Source organism: Burkholderia sp. Bp9140, from assembly GCF_003853425.1.
In the GTDB taxonomy this organism is placed as follows: domain Bacteria; phylum Pseudomonadota; class Gammaproteobacteria; order Burkholderiales; family Burkholderiaceae; genus Burkholderia.
In genome coordinates, this window is record NZ_QTPQ01000001.1 from 205,960 (window position 1) to 228,381 (window position 22,422).

The following is a 22,422-nucleotide window of genomic DNA, read 5'->3' on the forward strand; positions in this document are numbered from 1 at the left end:
AATCCGGACACCGCACCCGGGGCCGTCGTGCGAAGCGTCGAACGGCAAGCGATAAAAAACCGACCGGCGAGTGCCGGTCGGTTTTTTTTGCTGCTTGGCGAACCCGTGCGGGGAGAGCGCGCGACGCGCTTACGGAAACACCACCGTCCGATCGCCGTTCAGGAACACCCGCCGCTCGATGAATCCCTTCACCGCGCGCGCGAGCGTGATGCATTCCACGTCGCGGCCGACCGCGAGCAGCTGCTCGGGCCGCAGCGCGTGATCGACACGTTCGACCACCTGCTCGATGATCGGGCCTTCGTCGAGATCGTCGGTCACGAAGTGCGCGGTCGCGCCGATCAGCTTCACGCCGCGCGCATGCGCCTGGTGATACGGCTTCGCGCCCTTGAAGCCGGGCAGGAACGAGTGATGGATGTTGATCGCACGGTTCGCGAGCTTCGCGCTCGTTTCCTGCGACAGCACCTGCATGTAGCGCGCGAGAATCACGAGTTCGGCGCCGCTCGACTCGAAGAAATCGAGCCACTGCGCTTCCTGCTGCGCCTTGGTGTCGGCCGTGATCGGGAAATGACGGAACGGCAGACCGTGCTGCGCGGCGAGCGGCTCGAAGTCGGGATGGTTCGACACGATGCCCACGATGTCCATCTTCAGCTCGCCCATCCGCCAGCGGAACAGCAGGTCCGCGAGGCAGTGCTCGAGCTTCGACACCATGATCAGCACCTTCGGGCGCGCGTTCACGTCGTGGATCGCCCATTGCGTGTCGCCGTCGCGGCCGCCGAGCTCGGCCGCGATCGGCCCGAACTCCTGGCGCAGCGCGTCGATCTGCAGCGTCTCATCCGTCGGATGAAACACGCAGCGCACGAAGAAGTGGTTGCTGAGATCGTCGTCGAACACGTTCAGCGCATCGACATAGCAGCGATGGCGCTCGAGAAAGCCGACGACGGCGGCGACCTGGCCGGCCGCGCTCGGGCACGACAGCGTCAGGACGAATTGATCGGGGCGTGAGTCGGCGGTCATGAGATTCCTCGGATGTCTTGGGGCGCGAACCCGCGCGGCGGCGCACCGGGCGCCAGGCTACGCGGGTAGCGGGAGACTCAAGTAAATCAGGACGATTCGGGCGCGGATAGAACCAACCCGCCGTGTGGCTGGTATCGGCGCGCCAGCCCCGCCCGGGCGGGCGCCGGCGCGCTGGCAGCCGCCCGGCGGACGTCAGGCGGGGGTCTGCTGACCGGTCGGACGGCCGTTCAGGCCGGCGCGCACGCGTCGAGCAGCCAGCGCCGGAACACGTGGGTCGCGTCCGGCTCGGGCCGCTGCGGCGGCCGCACGAGGAAGTAGCCGCGCGACGTCACGACGGGCGCGTCGACGAGCTTCACGAGCTGCCCGGACGCGACGAGCTCGTCGACGAGCGGCGACCAGCCGAGCGCGACGCCCTCGTCGAGCAGCGCCGCATGGATCACCAGCGCATAGCTGTTGAAGGTCACGCCGCGCGCGTCGGCCGGCGCGTCGAGGCCGTGCGCGTCGAACCAGCCGGCCCACGACAGCCAGCGCTCGGGGCGCGTCGGCTGCACGTGCAGCAGCGGCAGCGTATGCAGGTGCTCGGGCCGTGTGACTTGCGGGTGCGCCGCGCGGAACGCGGGCGAGCACACGGGCGTGACGGATTCCGGAAAGAGCCGCGCGGCCGTGCACGACGGCCAGTGGCCGTCGCCGAACAGGATCGCGATGTCGGCGTGGTCGCGCTGCGCGTCGTAATCCTGTGACGTGACGACCCGTACGTCGACGTCCGGCATCACGCGCTTCAGCCCCGCGAGGCGCGGCATCAGCCAGTAGGTCGCGAAACCGAAATCCGTGACGATCGTGAGCGCGCCGTGCTCGCGGCGCGCGCGCAGCGTCGCGGTGGCGCCGCGCAGCGTGTCGAGGCTCACCCGCACGGCTTCGTACAGGCACTGGCCGTCGCTCGTCAGCGTGACGCCGCGCGGGCTGCGCTCGAACAGCGGCACGCCGAGTTCCGCCTCGAGCTGGAACACCTGCTGGCTCACGGCCGGCTGCGTCGAGCCGAGCTCGCGCGCGGCGGCCGTGAAGCTCTGGAGACGGGCGGCCGATTCGAACGCGCGCAGCGCCTGCATCGACGGTAACGGTTCGGATTTCGACATAAGTCTCTCTAATGGCCTCATAAGGGCCGAACGCCTTCCCGCGCGAATTCGGGCGGGGGATAGTGCTTCGGACGGCACGGCGCCGCGCCAGGCCTTCCAGGATTCTAGCCAGTCGCGGCCAGTGCGCGCGGTACTTTCTGCAGGCCGCGTCCGTCTTGCCGGCTGCTTCGCTGCACGAGCGTCGCGCCGTTTCGTTCGAACACCGATTTCCCCACGACCGCGATGACGAACCCGACTCCCAACATCCTGATCCTGATGGCCGACCAGTTGACGCCGTTCGCGTTGCCGGCATACGGCAACCGCGTCGCGCGCACGCCGACGCTCGATCGCCTCGCCGCGCAAGGCGTGGTGTTCGATGCCGCGTATTGCGCGAGCCCGCTGTGTGCGCCGTCGCGTTTCTCGCTGCTGACCGGCAAGCTGCCGTCGGGTATCGGCGCCTACGATAACGCCGCCGAATTGCCGGCGCAAACGCTGACCTTCGCGCACTACCTGCGGGCCGGCGGGTACCGCACGATGCTGTCCGGCAAGATGCATTTCTGCGGCCCCGACCAGCTTCACGGCTTCGAGGAGCGGCTGACGACCGACATCTATCCGGCCGACTTCGGCTGGGTGCCGGACTGGGATCATCCGACCGAGCGGCCGAGCTGGTATCACAACATGAGTTCGGTGCTCGAGGCCGGCCCGTGCGTGCGCACGAACCAGCTCGACTTCGATGACGAGGTCACGTTCGCGGCCAGGCAGAAACTGTACGACGTCGCGCGCGAGCGGGCGGCCGGGCACGACGCGCGGCCGTTCTGCATGGTCGTGTCGCTGACGCATCCACACGATCCGTATGCGATCACGCGCGAATACTGGGATCTGTACAGCGACGACGAGATCGACATGCCGGCCGTGCGGCTCGACGCGGAGCAGAGCGATCCGCATTCGCGGCGGCTGCGCTTCGTCTGCGAAAACGACCGCACGCCGCCGACCAACGCGCAGATCCGCGCCGCGCGCCGCGCGTACTACGGCGCGACGTCCTATGTCGACGCGCAGTTCGGCAGCGTGCTGGCCGCGCTCGAGCAATGCGGGTTCGCCGACGACACGATCGTGATCGTCACGTCCGACCACGGCGACATGCTCGGCGAGCGCGGGCTCTGGTACAAGATGACGTTCTTCGAAGGCGGCTGCCGCGTGCCGCTGATCGTCCACGCGCCGGGCCGCTTCGACGCCGCGCGCGTGCGCGGGCCCGTGTCGCACGTCGACCTGCTGCCGACGCTCGTCGACCTGGCCGGTGCGGCGCCCGCCGGCGGCTGGCCCGACGCCGGATGGCCGGACCCGGTTGACGGCGCGAGCCTCGTGCCGCATCTTCAAGGCGCGCCCGCGCACGACGTCGCACTGGGTGAATACCTCGCGGAAGGGGCGGTCGCGCCGGTCGTGATGATCCGCCGCGGCGACTGGAAGTACGTGCACTGCCCGGCCGACCCCGATCAGCTCTACCACCTCGCCGACGATCCGCGCGAGCGCACGAACCTGGCCGGCCTGCCCGAAGCCGCCGACGTGCTCGCCGCGTTCCGCGCGGAGGCCGCGCGGCGCTGGAACCTGCCGGCACTCGACGCGCAGGTGCGCGCGAGCCAGCGGCGGCGCCGCTTCCATTACGTGGCGACGACGCAGGGCCGCATCCAGGCGTGGGACTGGCAGCCGTTCACCGACGCGAGCCAGCGCTACATGCGCAATCACATCGAACTCGACACGCTCGAAGCGATGGCGCGCTTTCCGCGCGTCGGGCGCTGAACGTATCGCATCGCGCTCATTGACGAACGACGGAGGAAGCAAACCATGAAACGGCAATCCCATGCAGCAATCCGGAGGCTCGGCACGGCGCTCGCCACGGCCGCGTGCGTGGCGGCGATGCCGCCCGCGCACGCCGCCGACCCGCAGACGTGCCGCGACGTGAAGATGGCGGCGCCCGGCTGGACCGACATCGACGCGACGAACGCGATGGCCGGTGTCGTGCTGAAGGCGCTCGGCTACCGGCAGGACGTCGCGAACCTGTCGGTGCCGATCACGTACCAGGGCTTGAAGAAAGGGCAGGTCGACGTGTTCCTCGGCAACTGGATGCCCGCGCAGGCGCCGCTCGTGAAGCCGTTCGTCGACGAGAAGTCGATCGACGTGCTGCACGCGAACCTGAGCGGCGCGAAGTTCACGCTGGCCGTGCCCGACTACGTCGCGGCCGCGGGCGTGCGCACGTTCGCCGATCTCGCGCGCTACGCGGACCGCTTCGGCGACAAGATCTACGGGATCGAGCCTGGTGCGCCCGCGAACCAGAACATCAAGCGGATGCTGTCCGACCATGCGCTTGGCCAGGCGAACTGGTCGCTCGTCGAATCGAGCGAGACGGGGATGCTCACGCAGGTCGAGCGCGCGGTGCGCGACAAGCGCTGGATCGTGTTTCTGGCCTGGGAGCCGCACCTGATGAACACCAAGTTCCACCTGACCTACCTGTCGGGCGGCGACGCGTACTTCGGCCCGAACTACGGCGGTGCGACGGTCAATACGGTGACGCGCCCGGGCTTTGCCGGCCAGTGCGCGAACCTGGCGCGCTTGTTCCGGCAGATGACCTTCTCCGTCGACGTCGAGAACCGGATGATCGCCGACATGCTCGACAACAAGACGACGCCGTCGCTCGCCGCGCAGCATGCGCTGAAGGCCGAGCCCGCGCTCGTCGCAGGCTGGCTCGACGGCGTGACCACGGCGGCCGGCGCACCCGCGCTGCCGGCCGTGCGCGCGGTGCTCGACGGCCGCTGACCTGCCTCCGGGCGGCCGGTTTTTGCCGCGCCGCCCGTCTCCGTGTTTTCCCGACCAGTCGCATCGAGACCATTTGGTGTCGCCTTCAGACGGGTGGCAGGAAATATGGGTTTGTATTTTTCGCCAATGGCTTCGTTATTGCGGAAAACGAAATGCCGAAGCCAGCGGACGTAATGAATTCGAATCAGCCGGCGTATTGCGGCGCGCGCCAGGCCACGGTTCTTTCCATCGAACGGTTCAGGGAGGGTGGTCGACAATGAAGCAAAAGAAAGTTGCCGTAGCCGCCGCGCTTGCATGCGCGGCCTGTATTCCCGCCATCGGCCACGCGCAGAGCAGCGTGACGCTGTACGGGATCATCGACGCGGGCATCACGTACGTGAACAACACGGGCGGCTCGCACGTGGTCAAGTTCGACGACGGCATCGCGTACGGCAACCGCTTCGGCCTGAAGGGCACCGAAGATCTCGGCGGCGGCCTGAAGGCCGTGTTCACGCTCGAGAGCGGCTTCCACCTCGGCAACGGGCAACTCGGCTTCGGCGGGGCGGAGTTCGGCCGCCAGGCTTATGTCGGCCTGCAGAACGACTGGGGCACGCTGTCGTTCGGTAACCAGCTGGACATCACCAACGAGCTCGTGTCGATCTACAACATCTCGGCATGGGGCAGCGGCTATGCGATCCACCAGGGCGACTTCGACCGCTTCAACGGCGACCGCCTGCCGAACTCGGTGAAGTTCCTGTCGAACGACCTGAACGGCTTCAAGGTCGGCGCGATGTATTCGTTCGGCAACGTCGCCGGCAACTTCCACCGCAACAGCGCATGGAGCGCGGGCGCGAGCTTCACGAAGGGCGACTTCTCGATCGGTGCCGCGTACACGCGCCTGAACAACCCGAACGGCATCTATGCGTTCGACCCGTATGCGATGATCGGCACGCACACGTTCCTCGGCCAGCAGACCGTCACCGTCGATCCGGCGACCGGCGCGCGCACCGACCTGTTCGCGAACACCGCGATGGACGTCGACAGCCAGGGCACGTTCGGCGTCGGCGCGAGCTACACGATCGGCAAGCTGACGCTCGATGCAAACTACTCGTACACGACGATCAAGGGCTTCGGCCAGTCGTCGCACATGCAGGTGTATGAGGGCGGCGGCCTGTACCAGTTCACGCCGGCGCTGAGCTTCATCGCGGGCTACCAGCACACGCGCTTCGAAGGCCACCACTGGAACCAGGGCACGGCCGGCCTGCACTACCTGCTGTCGAAGCGCACCGACGTCTACATTTCCGGCGACTACCTGCGCGCGTCGCAGGGTGTCGATGCGGTGATCGGCTACAGCTTCACGCCGTCGACCACGCAGACGCAGGCCGATGTGCGAATCGGGATGCGGCATTCTTTCTGAGTGGGGTGGGGTAGATCTTTCGACGTCTTCAGCGAGGTCTCTCTTTGGCGCGAACCGCGGTTCGCGCTTTTTTTTTTGCGCGGCGGCAGGGCCGCGCAGTGTGCGCCGGGGGCGCCGGCGCGGCGCGAGCGTCCGGCAGGGGCGGGCCGGTTGGCGATATCATCGCCGTTTGGCCGCATCGCACCTCGCCGATCGCCCGCTTCCTTCCGATGACGTCTCTCCGATGACCACCCCGTTACCCGAATCCCGTCCGCCGTCGCCGTTACCCGCCAACCTGTTCCGCCACGCACCGTTCCAGCGCTTCTGGGGCACGCGCGTGATGTCGTCGCTGGCATTCCAGATCCTGTCGGTCGCGATCGGCTGGTACGTCTATGCGCTCACGCACAGCGCGTTCGCGCTCGGTCTCGTCGGGCTCGCGCAGTTCGTGCCGATGTTCGCGCTCACGCTCGTCGTCGGGCAGGTGGCCGACCGCTACGACCGCCGGCGCATCGCGACCATCTGCCAGGGCGTCGAGGCGCTGGCTGCCGGCGTGTTCCTGCTCGGCGCGGCGCAAGGCGGGCTCACCGCAACGGGCGTGTATGCGCTCGCGGCGATCGTCGGCACCACGCGCGCGTTCGAATCGCCGTCGGTGTCGTCGCTGCTGCCGGCCGTCGTGCCGCGCAGCGACCTGCCGCGCGCGACCGCGCTATCGACGTCCGCGAACCAGGCCGCGCAGATTCTCGGGCCGGCGTTCGGCGGGCTGCTGTACGGCGTTGGTGCGCCGGTCGCGTTCGGCACGAGCGTCGTCGCATTCGCGATCGCGGCGGTGCTGAGCAGCACGATTCCGCTGCGCAGTGCGCCGCCCGCGCGCGAGCCGGTTACGCTGCGTTCGGTGTTCTCGGGCATCGCGTTCATCCGGCGCGAACCGGCGATCCTCGGCGCGCTGTCGCTCGACTTGTTCGCGGTGCTGTTCGGCGGCGCAACCGCGCTGCTGCCGATCTACGCACGCGACATCCTGCAGGTCGGACCGTGGGGGCTGGGCGCATTGCGCGCGGCACCCGCGGTCGGTGCGCTCGCGGGCACGCTGTGGCTGACGCGCTTTCCGCTCAAGGGGCGGCCGGGCCGCGCGATGTTCGGCGGCGTGATCGCATTCGGCATCGCGACGATCGTGTTCGGGCTGTCGAAGAATTTTGCGCTGTCGCTCGTCGCGCTGGCGGCGTTGGGCGCGTCTGACGTGGTCAGCGTCGTCGTGCGCCTGTCGCTCGTGCAACTGCGCACGCCGGACGACATGCTCGGTCGCGTGAGCGCGGTCAACTCGCTGTTCATCGGCACGTCGAACCAGCTCGGCGAATTCGAATCGGGCGTGACGGCTGCGTGGTGGGGCGCGCCGGCGGCGATCGTGGTCGGCGGCGCGGCGACGATCGCCGTTGCGCTCACGTGGATGCGCCTGTTTCCGACCTTGCGGAACATGACGTCGCTGGAGCGCGATCATTGAGCCGATGTCACGGCCGGATGCATCCGCCTGAAGCCGGCCTTGTTCACGGCAATTTATTTCAAAACGCTTTCTATTTTCAATCAATTGCCAAACGGAATTCGACCTGGATAATCGTCTGATTAATCAGACGGGCAGCCGTCGTTTCGATTGGGTCGAAGCGATGGCGCCGGAAACCGTGAGCGCCGGCCGGATTCGACGAGGCGGGAAACCGAAAAGGGGCTATTCCATCAATGCCTTGCTGCGCCGGGCTTCGAGCGATTATTCATCGGATGAAATGACCGATGAGAATTACGGAATCTATTCTACTAATTACAATTAACTTTCCGTAATTTTTCGAAACATAGCCCTTTCGTATGACGAAGCGGTTATCAATTGAAACAATAAGAAATATCTGGAATGATACCGATTCTCATTTTCATGACCGCTGCGGCGACTGCGCCGCCGGTCACTCGTCAACCGTAGCCAGCCAGTGTCGTCGTCGGCCTGATCGTCGTCGCCCAGCGAGCCAACGCATCCGTGCCTCGTGCGCGCATCGCCGCGCGTTCCACGCGGGGCGGTTTCATTCCGACTGGATTTCCATGCCGAACAGGACCCCGTTCGCGAGCGCGCTCGCGCTGGCCTTTGCCTTGCCTATTGCTTCGCCCGCACTCGCTCAGAGCACGAGCGCCGAAGCGTCGCCCGCCGCCACCGCGAAACCGGGCGCTGCGTCGCCGGCCGCCGCCGCGACCGCGCGCGACGCGCTGCCGACGATCAGCGTCACGGGGCAGGCCGTGCAGCAGGACTTCCAGGCCGAGCGCTCGAACGTCGGCGCGAAAACCCCCACCGCGCTGCGCGACATTCCGCAGTCGGTCACGGTGATCAACAAGGCGCTGATGGAATCGCAGGGGCTCACGTCGTTCCAGGACGCGCTGCGCAACGCGCCGGGCATCACGATCGGCGGCGCGGAAGGCGGGCAGATCGGCAACAACATCAACCTGCGCGGTTTCACCGCGCAGAACGACATCTATCTCGACGGTTTCCGCGATCGCAACCAGTACTACCGCGACACGTTCGACCTCGATTCGGTCGAGGTGCTGTACGGTCCGTCGTCGATGCTGTTCGGACGCGGTTCGACGGGCGGCGTGATCAACCAGGTGTCGAAGAAGGCGAACCTGAAGCCGTCGGCCGAGGTGTCGACGACGATCGGCACCGACGATCACTACCGCACGAGCGTCGACCTGAACCGGCCGCTCGGCGCGACGTCGGCGTTCCGCATCAACGCGTTCGGCCAGTCGCTCGGCTCGACGCGCGACGTGATGAAGAACAAGGACTACGGGATCGCGCCGGAGCTGCGCTTCGGCATCGGCACGCCGACCGAGGTCACGCTGTCCGCGTTGATCCAGCACAACTACGACATGCCGGACTACGGCGTGCTCGCGGTCAACGGCCATCCGGCGCCGGTGCCGAAGAACACGTTCTACGGCCTCACCGACGACCGCACGATCCAGGACGTGCAGACGGTGTCCGCGCGCATCGATCATCGCGTCAACGACGCGCTGACGATCAGCAACCGCACGTCGTTCTCGCACTCGATGACCGACGCGCGCGAGACGGCCGCGAACGCGGTGCTGACCGGGCCGCGGTCGTCGAGCACCGCGCTGGCGAACGGCAACTACACGTCGTTGCCGATGTCCGCGCTGTATGTGAAGCTCGCGAGCCACGATCGCGTGATCGAAAACCATTCGGTCGACAACGACACGATGGCGCATTTCAAGTTCGACACGGGCTTCGTGAAGCATGACCTGATCGCGGGCGTCGAGTTCGGGCACGACAGCTACACGAACCAGGCGTACACGCGCAGCGGCCTGCCGATCCTGTCGCTGATCAATCCGGCCTACCTGTCGTCGACCGCGGCCAACGCGACGCAGACGCCGGCCAACCATGCCGAATCGGGCGCGACGACGCTCGCCGCCTACATGAACGACACGGTGTCGATCGGCCGCGACTGGAAGTTCGTCGGCGGGCTGCGCTGGGACCGCTTCCAGGCGCATCTCGCGAACACGGTGAGCGCACCCCGCTACGCGTCGCAGACGAACTATTTCACGAGCGTGCGGGCCGGCGTGATCTACCAGCCGACCGAATCGCAGTCGTACTACTTCTCGTACGGCACGTCGTTCAACCCGTCGCTCGAGACGCTGACGGTCACGAACAACACGCAGAACCTGTCGCCCGAACACACGAAGTCGTACGAGGTCGGCGGCAAGTGGGATCTGCTGAACGACAACCTGTCGGTCACGTCGGCGCTGTTCCAGCAGGAGAAGAGCAATGCACGCACGCTGACGTCGACGGGCGAATACCTGCTCGAAGGCGACATTCGCGTGCGCGGCTTCCAGGCGAGCGTGACGGGCCACATCACGCCGAAGTGGCAGGTGTTCGGCAGCTACACGTACATGAACGGCGTGATCCTGAGCGCGCTCGACGGCACGCAGGGCAAGACGCTCGCGAATACGCCGCGCAATACGTTCACGCTGTGGACCACCTATGCATTCACGCCGCACTGGGAGATCGGCGGCGGCCCGACCTACATGTCGGGACGCTACGCGGCGAATACGAACTACGTTCAGGTGGGCGGCTACACGCGCTGGGATGCGACGGCCGCGTATCACGCGAAGCAGTGGGACCTGCGCCTGAACCTGCTGAACCTGACCAACAAGTTCTATTACGATGCGCTGATCCAGTCGGACGGCGGTCGCGCCGTGCCGGGCATCGGGCGCACGTTCCTCGCGACGCTCGACTACCGGTTCTGAGCAGTACGCATGCCGTCCCGTTATTCGATGAAACAGGTGGAACGATGCTTGTACACATACCGAACGTGCTGACGCCCGAGCAGGTGGGCATGATGCGCGACCGGCTCGACCGGGCGGGCGACGCGTGGGTCGACGGTCGCGCGACGGCCGGCTACACGGGCGCGCCGGTCAAGCGCAACCAGCAGATCGCCGAGCACTCGCCGGTCGCGCGCGAACTCGGCGACGTGATCCTGGCCGCGGTCGAGCGCAATCCGCTGTTCATCAGCGCGGCGCTGCCGAACCAGGTCTATCCGCCGCTGTTCAACCGCTACGAAGGCGGGATGACGTTCGGCAGTCACGTCGACGGCGCGGTGCGCGTGCTGCCGAACGGCGTGAAGCTGCGCACCGACGTGTCGGTCACGCTGTTCCTGTCCGCACCGGACGAATACGACGGCGGCGAACTCGTGATCGAGGACGCCTATGGCGTGCAGCAGGTCAAGCTGCCGGCCGGCGACATGATCGTCTACCCGGCGACGAGCCTGCACCAGGTCACGCCGGTCACGCGCGGCGTGCGGGTCGCGAGCTTCTTCTGGGTGCAGAGCCTCGTGCGCAGCGATGCGCAGCGCGCGCTGCTGTTCGACATGGACACGGCGATCCAGCGGCTCAACGCAAGCGGCGCCGATACGCAGGCGTGCCGCAGCCTGGTCGGCTGTTATCACAATCTGTTGAGAATCTGGAGCGAGACGTGAGCGTTGCCGATCCCATCGAAATCGACGCGGCACCCGCATCGCGTGTCGCGCCTGGCGCGCGTCCGGCCGGCTCCGGCGGCACGCGATCGCGCCGCGGCACGTTCATCAAGTGGCTGCGCAAGGTGCACGGCTGGGTCGGCCTGTGGGGCGCCGCGCTCGGCCTGCTGTTCGGCGCGACGGGGTTCCTGCTGAATCATCGTGCGCCGCCGCTGCGGATCCAGACCGGTGCGCCGCATGTCGAGACGTTGCGGATCGATGTGCCCGATCCCGAACCCGCGTCGCCGCGTGACCTTGCACAATGGTTGCGTACGCAACCGGATCTGCATCTGCCGGAACGCATGGGCCGCGTGCAGCAGGAGCCCGAGCATCCGGTCGCGTGGGGCGACCGCGAGACCGTGCAGCCCGAGCACTGGCAGCTCGTGTTCGCGTCGCCGCGTGAAAGCGTTGCCGTCGACTACTGGGTCGGCAGCGACACGATGACGCTCAAGCGCACCGGCAACGGCACGCTCGCATGGCTGACGAACCTGCACAAGGGCGTCGGGCTGAGCATCGGCTGGGTGCTGCTCGTCGATACGCTCGCCGGCGCGCTGATCCTGCTGTCGCTGACGGGCGTGCTGTTGTGGACGGAACTGAACAAGCGCAAGACGATCGGCGCGGTGCTCGTGATCGGCTCGATCGTTGCGATCGTGTGCGCGGCCGGCGTGTAACGCTTGATGGTCAGGCGCCGGCGTCGCGCGTGACCTGTACGGCCGTGCCGTAGCAGATGACTTCCGTGATGCCCGAGCCGATCTCGGTCGAGTCGTAGTGCATCGCGACGATTGCATTCGCGCCGAGCTTGCGCGCATCGGCGAGCATCTTGTCGAATGCCTGCTGGCGCGCCTTCTCGCACAGCGACGTATAGAGCGTGATGTTGCCGCCGAAGATGGTCTGCAGCGCCGCGCCGAACGAGCCGACGATAGAGCGCGAACGCACGATGATGCCCTGTGCGACGCCGAGCGAGCGGACCGTCGTATGGCCGGCCAGGTCGAACGCGGTCGTGACGCGCTCGGGCGTGAGATCGCTGATTGAGCGGGAGAAATCGGTCATGGCGGTGCACCGTGGTGCGGAAGTGATCGAACGACGATTCTATCCGGAACGGGAAACGCGTTCGAACGGGCGCCTGACTAGCGCGCCCGTTCTCGGCCGGGCCGGCCGAGCCCCGGTCAGTGCTTGACGGCCGTGCTGGCGTCGCCGCCGAGATCGACCGCATACGCGAGCGCCAGCTTGCCGAACTTCAGCGCGTGGTTCGCCTGCCGATCCGAATTCTCCAGCGTGTCGTTCACGGTATGGATGGTAGGACTGTCGTTCTGGTCGGCCTCGAACGGGAACGACGCCGGGTAGCCCTGCGCATTCCACGACGCATGATCCGAGCACGCATACCCGCACTGCGACGTGCCGATCGAGAGTTCCGGCAGGTAGGTCTTCGCGAGGTTCGTCAGATAGGTGTTCTGTGCGGCGTTCGTGTAGTCGGTGATCAGGTAGATGTCTTTCGGATCGCCCTTGTAGTTCGTCATGTCGAGCTGCAGCACGCCGACCACGTTCGCGTTCTGCGCGCGGAACTGCTTCGCGATCGCCTTCGAGCCGAGCAGGCCGGCTTCCTCGGCTGCGTAGCCGACGAACTTGATCGTCCGCTTCGGCCGATAGTCGTTCGCGAGCAGCACGCGCAGCGCTTCGGTGAGGCTCGCGATGCCGGATGCGTCGTCGTCGGCACCGGGCGAGCGCGTGTTTTCCGTCGTGCGGCCGACCGTCGAATCGAGGTGCCCGCCGAGCACGATCGTGCCGGCGGCCGGATCGCTGCCGCGGATCGTCAGGATCACCGATTTCTGCGGAAAACCGGTATGCGCGAACTGCTCGACGGCGATGTCGGCGCGCGAGCCGGCGAGCTGCTTCCACTGCAGCGCGAGCCAGTCCGACGCGGCGACGCCGTGCGACGTCGTGTAGTAGCGGTTCGTGAAGCCGGACAGCGACGTGATCGTGCCGACGATGTTGCTGGCCTGAAGTTGCTGGAGCCAGGTGTTGATCTGCGGCGCGTTCGATACTGTGTACGCGGTCAGGGCGGCCCGCTTCGCGACTGCCGCAGGCACCGGCTGCAACGCCTGGCGCGCGTCGTCGAACGAATCGTGCACGATGTAGCCGGGCCCGTGGCCGCGCGCATGGTGTACCGCATGCGCGAGTTCGCCGAGCCGGGAATCGTCGATCTCGACGACATGCACGGTTTCGCGGCGCACGGCGCCATCGGCCGCCTTGCCGGCGTCGATTGTGGTGCTGTATTGCGCGGTTGCGCTTGTGTCGATGCGTTGAAGCTGCTTGAGCGCGGTGTCGCCGAGCGTGATCCATACGGGCGTCGCGTGCGCCGCGGCGGCGCTCAGCAGCATGCCGCCGAGTGCGGCGCTCAGGCGGGTCAATGTCAAGGTAGGCATGTTCGATCTCGTGAGGGTAGCGATGTCGAGGAAGAGGGGGTGCCGCAGATCGTGCGACGCTCCCCCGCCTGCTGCGGAATTACGACTTCTGCGGCACGGTCACGCCGTACGTGCAGCTCTGGTTGTACGCATTGCCGATTGCCGTGAGCTGTGCGCTGCTGTAGCCGAGCGCGGCGGCGGCCGTCAGCACCGCCTGCGCGGCGGCCTTCTGGTTCGTCGAGCTGTTGGTCATCGACAGCCCCTTCAGGAACGCCTTGTCCATCGCCTGCGCGCCGATCGCGTCGCGCGCGACGAGGTTGCACGACGCCCAGTACTGGCCGGCCGTGTGGATCTCCGCGCCGCGTGCCTGCGCATACGTGCGCCCGACGTTCCAGTTCGTCACGCGGCCGCCCCAGTATTCGTTGTGGCCGTCCCAGTTGTAGACCCAGTGATACTGCGCGTCGGACGGGCTCCACTGGTTGAAGTCGCGGCTGTACGCGGCGGCGAGGTAGTCGCCGGTGCCTTCCGACAGGCCTTCCTGTTGCGACAGGCCGCCGTTGGTCACCCAGTCGTGGATGCCGTGGCCGAGCTCGTGGATCACGACGTCGGCATCTTCCGCATCGTCGACGCCGCCCTGCCCGAAGGTCAGCCGGCCGCTGCTCGACGAGTACGACGAGTTGTCGTCGCCCGATTCGCCGTGCGGGTCGTACTGCACGCCGCCCGTGTACTGGTACGGCAGCGCCTTGATGCCGAGCGTCTGGTTCACGTAACGGAGGAACGTGTCGATGTGGAAGTACGTGTTCACCGCCTCGAAATACAGGTTGCCGCGCGCGAACTCGAACGCCGGCGTCGCCTGTGCCGGGCACGCGTTGTCGCGCGGCGCGTCGAAGTCGACGCACGACGCATACGGGCCCGACAGCACGTAGCGCGCGCCCGACTGCGCGAGCTCCTTCAGCGTCACGCGCGCGCGCGCGGCCGTGAGCTGCGTGGAATCGGCGTCGCTGTTGTCCTTGTAGCCCGTGCTGCCGTAGCTGCTCTTCGTCGACGAAAGCGGATCGGGCCGGAATACGAAACCGGTGCCGTCGGTCGCATAGAGCGCCTTGTCCTCGGCGCGCAGCACTTCACCGCTGTCCGCGTCGATCAGCAGTTCCCAGTCGCCCTTCGGGCCGTCCTGCGGGCGGCCGCGCACCTTCCACGCGGTATGCGTGCCGGCCTTGTCGACGAACGCGACGCGTTGCGCGTCGAGATTCGTGAAGCCGCTGACGCCGAGATACGCGCGCGCGCGGTCGAACGCCTGCTGCTGGTCGACGGCCTGCGCCTTGTGCGCGGTGGCGACCACGCCGTTGATCGTGTTGCTCGCGACGTACAGGATGCGGCCGTCCTTCGCGACCGTCACCGCGATGTCGCTACCGTACACGGGCAGCCCCGCCGCCTGCTGCTGAAAGCGTACGACGGTGAAGTCGGCGTCGCTGCGCTCCGATGTCACCGCGAGGCTCGCGAGCGCGGCCGGGTCGAGCCCGAGCTGCGTTGCCTGCGACGCGACGAAATCGCGCGCGGTGGCGGCGGGCGTGGCGGCCGCCTTCTTCGCGCGATACGCGGGGTTGTACAGCGTGACGGCGACGCCGTCGGCGCGGAACTGCCCCGCGGCGGTATCGGCCTTGGCCGCGGCCGGTGCCACGCCGCGCGTCAGGCTTTCGCGCAGGCTCGACGCCTGCGGGTTCGCGACCTTGGTATCGGCCGCGCTGCCGCCGACGATGCCGAAACCGAGCGCGAGACCCAGGGCGAGCGGCAATGCTTTGCGTGATGTCTGCATACGTGATCCTCATCTCAACGGTTGGACACGCCTGCACGCTTGTGGCGAGCAGGCACGACACGGCCCGCGCGCCGGCTCGATGGAACCGGTGCGGCGAAGCGGTGCTGGGAGATTCGACTGACTGAGGACGACTAAGCGTCAGGTCGAAGCGAATCGGAAAGGACAGGCGGCGGGGAAGCGAACGGCAGGCAGGTGCGGCGACGGCGAAGCGAGCATCGTCATGTCATACCCCTCGGATCGGCATGGATATCGGTTCGGCAGCCTGCGCGGCGCGACGTGCGTCGGACCCGGGCTCTCATCTCCTTAGGGCTGCCTATCTAATTGCGAGGTATGTTACAGAACATTTTCAGCGACTTTGCAAATTATTTTCGAAGGCCGCTTCGGTCCGTCGATCAATCGCCGATATTGTTCAGAGAATGGCGGGAAACGCTGCCGGCGTGCGCAATAGCGCGCCGGATTGTACGCAAAAGCAGCGCCGTTCAGCGCGTCGCGCGGCGGTCGCTGCGCGGGCTCACGCCGAAACGCGAGCGGTACGTGCGCGAGAAATGCGATGGCGATTCGAAGCCGCATGCGACGCACACCGCCGTGATGCTCATGTCGGTCTGTTGCAGCAGCTCGCGCGCACGATCGAGGCGCAGGTTCAGGTAGAAGCGCGTCGGCGTGTCGTTCAGCGTCGCGCTGAACAGCCGTTCGAGCTGGCGCCGCGTGATCGACACGTCCTGCGCGAGCGCGTCGGAGCCGAGCGGGTTCTCCATGTGCCGCTGCATCGTGTCGATCACCTGGATCAGCTTGCGGTTGTGCACGCCGTAGCGCGCGGCGATTTCGAGCCGCTGGCTGTCCGAGCGCTGCCGGATGCGGCTGACGACGAACTGCTCGGAGATCGCCGCCGCGAGATCGGCGCCGTGCCGCCGGCCGATCAGGTCGAGCATCATGTCGATCGACGCGGTGCCGCCCGCGCAGGTGATGCGCCGGTCGTCGATCTCGAACAATTCCTGTGTCGCGTTCAGGCCCGGGTAGCGTTCGCGGAATGCGGCAAGCGCCTCCCAGTGCAGCGTGAGCGTTTGCGATGCGTCGAACAGCCCGGCCTCCGCGAGCACGAAGCTGCCGGTGTCGATGCCGCCGAGCGTCGCGCCGTGCCGGTTCTGGCGGCGCAGCCAGTCGCCGAGCGCGCGGTCGTAGCACACGAGCGGATCGAAGCCGGCGACCACGAACACCGTCCCGACCTGCGCGACGTCCGCGTATGCGGCTTCGGCCGCGACCGGGATGCCGTTGCTCGCGGCGACGGGCGCGCCGTCCGCGCTGATCACGTGCCAGCGGTACAGCTCGGTGCGAAACCGGTTCGCGACGCGCAGCGGCTCGACCGCGGACATGAAGCCGAGCGCGGAGAAGCCGGGCAGCAACAGGAAGTGGAAATCCTCTGGCATCGGGGCGTGGGGTGGAGTCGGGGGGGCGTCGCGCGCTGCGCGGCGAGCGGCCAGGGCAGCCACACGCCGCGCCCGGCTCGCGGGCGTCGCACGTTCAACCACGGATTATCGCGGGTTTTGCGGGCGGTCAGCGCGTTTTTGCGTGGCGCACCGTCCGGCGCGCCGTCGTCGAGGGCAGTTCGCCGAACTGGGCCTTGTACGCGTTCGCGAAATGCCCGAGGTGGATGAAGCCCCAGCGCGCGGCCGCCTCGCAGATCGGCAGGTCGGACTGCCGCGTGTCGAGCAGCAGGCGTCGCACCTGCGCGAGGCGCAGTGAGCGCGTGTAGTTCAGCGGGCCGGTCTGCACGACCGACTGGAAGCTGTTCTGCATCGTGCGCCGGCTCACGCGCAGCTGCGTGCACAGGCTCAGGATGTCGACGGGCGCTTCCGGGTGCTCGATCACGTAGTCGTGCACGCGGCGCACGATGTCGGCGTGGCACGCATGCGTGAGGCGGTTTGGCGGCTCGGGCATCCGGTAGGTGAGGAGATCGACGAGCACGTTGGCGACATCGCAGCGCAGCTCGGACTGCGCACGGGGCGCGTCGAACATGTCGGGCGCCGACAGTACGCGTTCGAGCAGCGTCGCGAGCTGCACGCTCGCGCGTTCGCGCGCGGCGACCGGCACATCGACGACGCCGCGCCGCAGCGTGCGCGTGTCGAGCCGGACGTCGGCGGCATCCTCGATCTGCTGCGTCAGCTCGGGATCGACAGCCACGCCGATCAGCGACATGTCGTCAGGAGAATGGAGTTCGAAAGGCGCGCCGCCGCGCGCCATCACGATCGTGCCGCGTTCGATGCGCGCATCGCCGAACGCGAAGGTGCCCGAGCCGGTGAGCGGCATCCCGAACACCGTATGGCCGGGCGGCAGGCGCCCGCGCTGGATGACGCGCACGTTCGCCGCCTCCTGGAACAGCTGCACGCCGTCGAGCTCCACGTGCTTGACCGCGCTGCGATACGAGCCGGAGCCGATCTGGTCGTAACGCTGGTCCCAGCCGCGCAGCGCCTCGGCATGCCGGTCTGCGTCGTCGAACCTCTGGTGAAACACGAGCACGGCGCCTCCGGCGATCGTTCGGACCGCGCAAGATTAAACCGACCGCGCGGTCGGTGCAATACGGATGAGCGCTATTCCTCCGGGGGTTTTCGAGGGGTCGGAAGCTGCCGGCAACAGGCGCCTTTCAGGCGGTTTTCCAATATCCCGAATCGGCACGCACGCGTTGCCGGTCCGGGTGCTGAACGGATTTATTGTCGAACTACAGTCGCCCCACATAACGTGAATCCCAACTGGAGGCGACATGAGAACAAGGCGACGCACCGCGGCTTACGCGGCGACGCTGGCGTTCGCGGCGGCGTGGGCCGGCAGCGCGGACGCGACGGAAAAGCCTGAGGAACTGGTCGTGCAGAAGATGCCGCCGTGGCATCCGCACGAGGTGTACGTCGTCGATATCGCGATGCCGACGATGACCGACGGGCGAATCTTCGTGTACGACGCCGACGCGAGGAAGCTGCTCGGCCAGATCGACGGCGGCTTCGCGCCCGGCCTCGCGATCTCGCCCGACCACAAGACGAGCTTCATCGCGACGACCTATTTCTCGCGCGGCTCGCACGGCACGCGGACCGACGTCGTCGAGATGACCGACAACACGACGCTCGATCACACGGGCGAGATCGTGATTCCGGCGAAGCACGGGCAGCACGTGCCGTCGCCGTACAACACCGCGTTCAGCGCGGACGGCAAGCGGCTGTACGTCGCGAACATCACGCCGGCTGCGTCGGTGACGGTGATCGACGCGGTGTCGAAGAAGGTGCTGTCGGAGATCGACACCGCGGCATGCGTGCTCGCGTATCCGTCGGGGAACGACCGCTTCGCCGCGCTGTGCGAAAGCGGCAAGGCGCTCACCGTCACGCTCGACGCGAACGGCAAGGAAGCGAAGCGCACGATGTCGGACGCGTTCATCGACGTCGACAACGATCCGGCCTTCATCAACGCGTCGCGCTACCACGGCGGCTATCTGTTCACGACGTACCACGGCAACGTGCGCGGCGCCGATTTCAGCGGCGACAAGCCCGCGTTCGGCAAGTCGTGGTCGTTGCTGACCGACGCCGAGCGCGCCGAGGGCTGGCGCCCGGGCGGCATGCAGCAGACGGCCGTGCACGCGAAGCAGAACCGCTACTACGTGCTGATGCACAAGGGCGGCGACGGCACGCACAAGGATCCCGGCACGCAGGTGTGGGTGTACGACCTGAAGACGAAACAGCGCGTCGCGCGCTGGGATCTCGCGCAGCTGAAGATCGATCCGCTCGTGTCGATCCAGGTCAGCGAGGATGACAAGCCGCTGTTCTACGGGCTGACGGGCACGTCCGATCTCGTCGTGATGGACGCGCGCACCGGCAAGCTGCAGCACGTCGAGAAGCAGATCGGCAGTACGTCGACGCTGCTCGTGAACCCGTGAGGCCGCGATGACGCTCGATCCCGTACTCGCCACCAGCGCGCAGGCCGGCGCTGCCGTCGTCGTGCTGCTCGGCGCCTTCGCGAAGATGCGCCGGCCTGCGGCGTTCCGGCAGGCGCTCGCCGGCTATCGCCTGCTGCCCGATGCGCTCACCGTACCCGCCGCGTTCGCGATTCCGCTCGCGGAAGCCGTCGGCGCCGCGGCGCTGCTGTTTCACGAGACACGCATGACCGGCGCGCTCGGCCTGATCGCGTTGCTGCTCGTCTTCGCGGCCGGCATGACGATCAACATCCTGCGCGGCCATACCGACATCGACTGCGGCTGTTCCGGTTTTGCCGCCGCGCGCGCGGATGCGCCGCGCGGCATCGGCTGGCTGCATGTCGCACGCGTGCTGCTGCTCGTCGTGCTGGCCGCGACCGCGTTCGTCGAGCCGGGCAGCCGCGCGGTCGTGTGGTTCGACTATCTGACGCTGTTCTCTTCCGTGCTGCTGATCGTCTGCGCGCTGCTCACCGTCGACGTGCTGCTCGCCAACGTACCGCGCCTTTCCCATCTGAGGAATTCATGATGCAAACCGCTCTCACCGTTTCCACCGCCTTGCTGTGGGTCGCCGTTCTCGCGCTCGGCGCGATCTGCCTCGCGCTCGTGCGCCAGATCGGCATCCTGTACGAACGCATCATGCCGGCCGGCGCACTGATGATCGACAAGGGCCCGGCAGTCGGCGCGATGGCGCCGACCTTCGAACTGACCGACATTCGCGGCTCGCAGGTGAAGGTCGGCGGCATCGATGCATCGGGCAAGGCGACGCTGCTGTTCTTCCTGTCGCCGACGTGCCCGGTCTGCAAGAAGCTGCTGCCGCTGTTGCCGTCGCTGCAGGCGAGCGAATCGACGCCGGTGAACATCGTGCTCGCGAGCGACGGTGATCGCGATGAACACACGCGCTTCGCGCAGAAGCACGACCTCGCGCGTTTCCCGTACGTGCTGTCGCAGGAACTCGGCCTCGCGTACCAGATCGGCAAGCTGCCGTATGCGGTGCTGCTCGACGACACCGGCACCGTGCGCGCGAAGGGGCTCGTCAACACCCGCGAGCATCTGGAGAGCCTGTTCGAAGCGAAGGAGCGTGGCGTTGCATCGCTGCAGCAGTTCGTGCACGGCGATCACGACCACGGCGGTCACGAAAAGCACGCGCAGCGCGCGTGATCGGCCGACCCTCTTTCAACGTCAACGGAGGACAACGACATGGGCCTGTTTGATTCATGGTTCGAGCGGTCGGCGCGTGGCGTCGCGCAGCATAGTTCGCGGCGCAGTGCGATGGCGAAGCTCGGCAAGGTGCTGGTGGGGTCGGCGATGCTGCCGCTGTTGCCGGTCGATCGCACCGCGTATGCAGCGGATGCGGCGTCCGGCGCATCGGCGGCATCCGGTGCCGCCGCGTCGGGCGCAAGCGACGATCCGATGAGCTGCGATTACTGGAAATACTGCGCGATCGACGGCTGGCTGTGCAGTTGCTGCGGCGGCACGTCGAGCAGCTGCCCGCCGGGCACGACGCCGTCGCCGATCACGTGGATCGGCACCTGCCGCAATCCGCACGACGGGTCGGACTACATCGTGTCGTACAACGACTGCTGCGGCAAGACGTCGTGCGGCAAGTGCTTCTGCAACCGCAACGAGCGCGAGAAGCCGCTGTACAAGCTGTCGCTGAACAACGACATCAACTGGTGCATGGCGAACGGCAATTCGAATTATCACTGTTCGGTTTCGGTCTTGTTGGGAGCAGCCAAGCAATGAACGTGAAGCAAGCTGGAATGATCGTGGTCGCGTGCGTGGCGGCTGTCGCGGGTTTTGCGTTGCCGGGTTTGGCCGGTGCGCAGCAGGCCGTCCATTACCCGGCGGGCAAGAGCCTGTTCGACGCGCAATGCGCGGTGTGCCACCAGGCGGGCGGCAAGGGGCAGGACGGCCTCGCGCCGCCGCTGACCGAGTATCCGGGCAAGTACGCGACGGCAGAGGCGGGCCGCGCGCAGCTCGTCGCGACGCTGTTGCACGGGATGTTCGGCGAGATCAACGTGCACGACAAACGCTACAACTTCAAAATGCCGTCGTTCGCGAGCGCAAGCGATGACGATATCGCGAACGTGCTCAACTACGTCGTGTTCGATCTCAACGACAAGCACGGCGACGCGAAGCCGTTCACGGCAGCCGACATTCGCGCGGCGCGTGCGAAGGAGATGGACGGCACGGCCGTTCACGCGCAACGTGCGGTCGTGACGAAGGGGCTGGGGCTGTGAATGCCGGATGCATTCGGCGTCGTGGCCGGCGTGCGGTGGCGTTGCGGATCGGGGCATTCGTGACACGCCGTCTGTCTTCGGTGCTGGGGGTTGCTGTCGCGGCATGCGCGATTGCCGTACCCGCACATGCCGACGGCGTGACCGACACCACACGCGCGCACCAGCACTGGGTGCTCAACTGCATGGGCTGCCACACGGCGACGGGCGGCGGCATTCCGGGCAAGGTGCCGCCGCTCGCGAACTCGCTTGGTTATTTCACGCATCTGTCAGCGGGGCGCGAGTACGTGATGCGCGTGCCCGGCGCGTCGAATTCGGCGCTGTCGGACAAGGATCTCGCCGACGTGCTCAACTGGGTGCTCACGACGATGAACCGCGATGCGCTGCCGCGCGATTTCAAGCCTTATACCGCGGCCGAAGTCGCCGCGCATCGACGGCCGGCGTTTTCTGACGTCGCGACGGTACGTGCCGGGCTGGTCCGCGCGCTGCACGAGCGCGGGGTCACGGGTGTGTCGGATCGGTACTGATCGGCTTCGCCGATGAAGCTTCGGTACCGGGAACGGCGGATTGGCGGTATTCAGGGCGGCGCGGTATCCCCGCGCCGTCACGCGCGGATCAACACGACGCCGAGGATCAGGCACGCCGCGCCGGCGATGCGTATTACGTT

20 protein-coding genes are annotated in these 22,422 nt (G+C 67.1%); 13 read left to right on the forward strand and 7 right to left on the reverse strand.

What is annotated here, in order from left to right:
• Positions 1 to 129: 129 nt before the first annotated feature.
• Positions 130 to 1,014 carry a formyltetrahydrofolate deformylase gene (gene purU / locus DIE21_RS00915; protein ID WP_124495141.1) on the reverse strand — a complete coding sequence of 295 codons (885 nt, stop codon included), beginning with the start codon at positions 1,012 to 1,014 and terminating at the stop codon, positions 130 to 132.
• A 227-nt stretch (positions 1,015 to 1,241) separates the two neighbouring features.
• A complete protein-coding gene (locus DIE21_RS00920) occupies positions 1,242 to 2,168 on the reverse strand; it encodes a choline sulfate utilization transcriptional regulator (RefSeq protein WP_124495143.1) in 927 nt (308 codons plus the stop codon).
• A gap of 201 nt (positions 2,169 to 2,369) precedes the next feature.
• Between DIE21_RS00920 and betC the strand changes: the two genes are divergently transcribed.
• From betC to DIE21_RS00960, 7 genes are all read left to right on the forward strand, one after another.
• Positions 2,370 to 3,920 (forward strand): choline-sulfatase, encoded by a 1,551-nt coding sequence (gene betC, locus DIE21_RS00930; RefSeq protein WP_124495145.1) that lies wholly within the window; start codon positions 2,370 to 2,372, stop codon positions 3,918 to 3,920.
• A 45-nt stretch (positions 3,921 to 3,965) separates the two neighbouring features.
• Complete coding sequence (gene choX, locus DIE21_RS00935; protein WP_124495147.1) at positions 3,966 to 4,934, forward strand: choline ABC transporter substrate-binding protein; 969 nt, start codon at positions 3,966 to 3,968, stop codon at positions 4,932 to 4,934.
• 256 nt (positions 4,935 to 5,190) lie between these two features.
• Entirely contained in the window at positions 5,191 to 6,330 is a 1,140-nt protein-coding gene (locus DIE21_RS00940; RefSeq protein ID WP_124495149.1) for a porin, read from the forward strand.
• 223 nt (positions 6,331 to 6,553) lie between these two features.
• Positions 6,554 to 7,804, forward strand: a complete 1,251-nt coding sequence (locus DIE21_RS00945) for an MFS transporter (RefSeq protein WP_124495151.1) — start codon at positions 6,554 to 6,556, stop codon at positions 7,802 to 7,804.
• Positions 7,805 to 8,382: 578 nt separating this feature from the next.
• On the forward strand, positions 8,383 to 10,590 hold the full coding sequence (locus DIE21_RS00950) for a TonB-dependent siderophore receptor (RefSeq protein WP_124495153.1): 2,208 nt from the start codon (positions 8,383 to 8,385) through the stop codon (positions 10,588 to 10,590).
• Positions 10,591 to 10,634: 44 nt separating this feature from the next.
• Positions 10,635 to 11,318, forward strand: a complete 684-nt coding sequence (locus tag DIE21_RS00955) for a Fe2+-dependent dioxygenase (protein WP_124495155.1) — start codon at positions 10,635 to 10,637, stop codon at positions 11,316 to 11,318.
• A complete protein-coding gene (locus tag DIE21_RS00960) occupies positions 11,315 to 12,025 on the forward strand; it encodes a PepSY-associated TM helix domain-containing protein (RefSeq protein WP_124495157.1) in 711 nt (236 codons plus the stop codon). The genes DIE21_RS00955 and DIE21_RS00960 overlap by 4 nt, the downstream gene beginning before the upstream one ends.
• A 10-nt stretch (positions 12,026 to 12,035) precedes the next feature.
• On the opposite strand, the gene DIE21_RS00965 is transcribed toward DIE21_RS00960, so the two are convergent.
• The 5 genes from DIE21_RS00965 to DIE21_RS00985 form a co-directional block, all read right to left on the reverse strand.
• Complete coding sequence (locus tag DIE21_RS00965) at positions 12,036 to 12,404, reverse strand: YbjQ family protein (RefSeq protein WP_124495159.1); 369 nt, start codon at positions 12,402 to 12,404, stop codon at positions 12,036 to 12,038.
• 116 nt (positions 12,405 to 12,520) lie between these two features.
• Entirely contained in the window at positions 12,521 to 13,777 is a 1,257-nt protein-coding gene (locus tag DIE21_RS00970; protein ID WP_124495161.1) for a M20/M25/M40 family metallo-hydrolase, read from the reverse strand.
• Between the two features lie 79 nt (positions 13,778 to 13,856).
• Complete coding sequence (locus DIE21_RS00975) at positions 13,857 to 15,569, reverse strand: M36 family metallopeptidase (RefSeq protein WP_124495163.1); 1,713 nt, start codon at positions 15,567 to 15,569, stop codon at positions 13,857 to 13,859.
• A gap of 479 nt (positions 15,570 to 16,048) precedes the next feature.
• Complete coding sequence (locus tag DIE21_RS00980; protein WP_124495165.1) at positions 16,049 to 16,993, reverse strand: GlxA family transcriptional regulator; 945 nt, start codon at positions 16,991 to 16,993, stop codon at positions 16,049 to 16,051.
• A gap of 127 nt (positions 16,994 to 17,120) precedes the next feature.
• Entirely contained in the window at positions 17,121 to 18,083 is a 963-nt protein-coding gene (locus DIE21_RS00985; protein WP_124495167.1) for a helix-turn-helix domain-containing protein, read from the reverse strand.
• A gap of 241 nt (positions 18,084 to 18,324) precedes the next feature.
• Between DIE21_RS00985 and DIE21_RS00990 the strand changes: the two genes are divergently transcribed.
• From DIE21_RS00990 to DIE21_RS01015, 6 genes are read left to right on the forward strand one after another with little or no spacing between them, the layout of a single operon-like run.
• The gene (locus tag DIE21_RS00990) at positions 18,325 to 19,482 is read left to right on the forward strand and encodes an amine dehydrogenase large subunit (RefSeq protein ID WP_124495169.1); all 1,158 of its coding nucleotides are present in this window, start codon (positions 18,325 to 18,327) and stop codon (positions 19,480 to 19,482) included.
• Between the two features lie 7 nt (positions 19,483 to 19,489).
• Positions 19,490 to 20,044: a MauE/DoxX family redox-associated membrane protein gene (locus tag DIE21_RS00995; protein ID WP_124495171.1), complete on the forward strand. Its 555-nt coding sequence runs from the start codon at positions 19,490 to 19,492 to the stop codon at positions 20,042 to 20,044.
• Positions 20,041 to 20,676, forward strand: a complete 636-nt coding sequence (mauD, locus tag DIE21_RS01000) for a methylamine dehydrogenase accessory protein MauD (protein WP_124495173.1) — start codon at positions 20,041 to 20,043, stop codon at positions 20,674 to 20,676. Before DIE21_RS00995 ends, mauD begins: the two co-directional genes overlap by 4 nt.
• Before the next feature lie 39 nt (positions 20,677 to 20,715).
• Entirely contained in the window at positions 20,716 to 21,261 is a 546-nt protein-coding gene (locus DIE21_RS01005; RefSeq protein WP_044847763.1) for a methylamine dehydrogenase light chain, read from the forward strand.
• Entirely contained in the window at positions 21,258 to 21,758 is a 501-nt protein-coding gene (locus DIE21_RS01010; RefSeq protein WP_124495175.1) for a cytochrome c, read from the forward strand. The genes DIE21_RS01005 and DIE21_RS01010 overlap by 4 nt, the downstream gene beginning before the upstream one ends.
• 35 nt (positions 21,759 to 21,793) lie before the next feature.
• Complete coding sequence (locus DIE21_RS01015; RefSeq protein WP_124495177.1) at positions 21,794 to 22,282, forward strand: cytochrome c; 489 nt, start codon at positions 21,794 to 21,796, stop codon at positions 22,280 to 22,282.
• Positions 22,283 to 22,422: the final 140 nt, after the last annotated feature.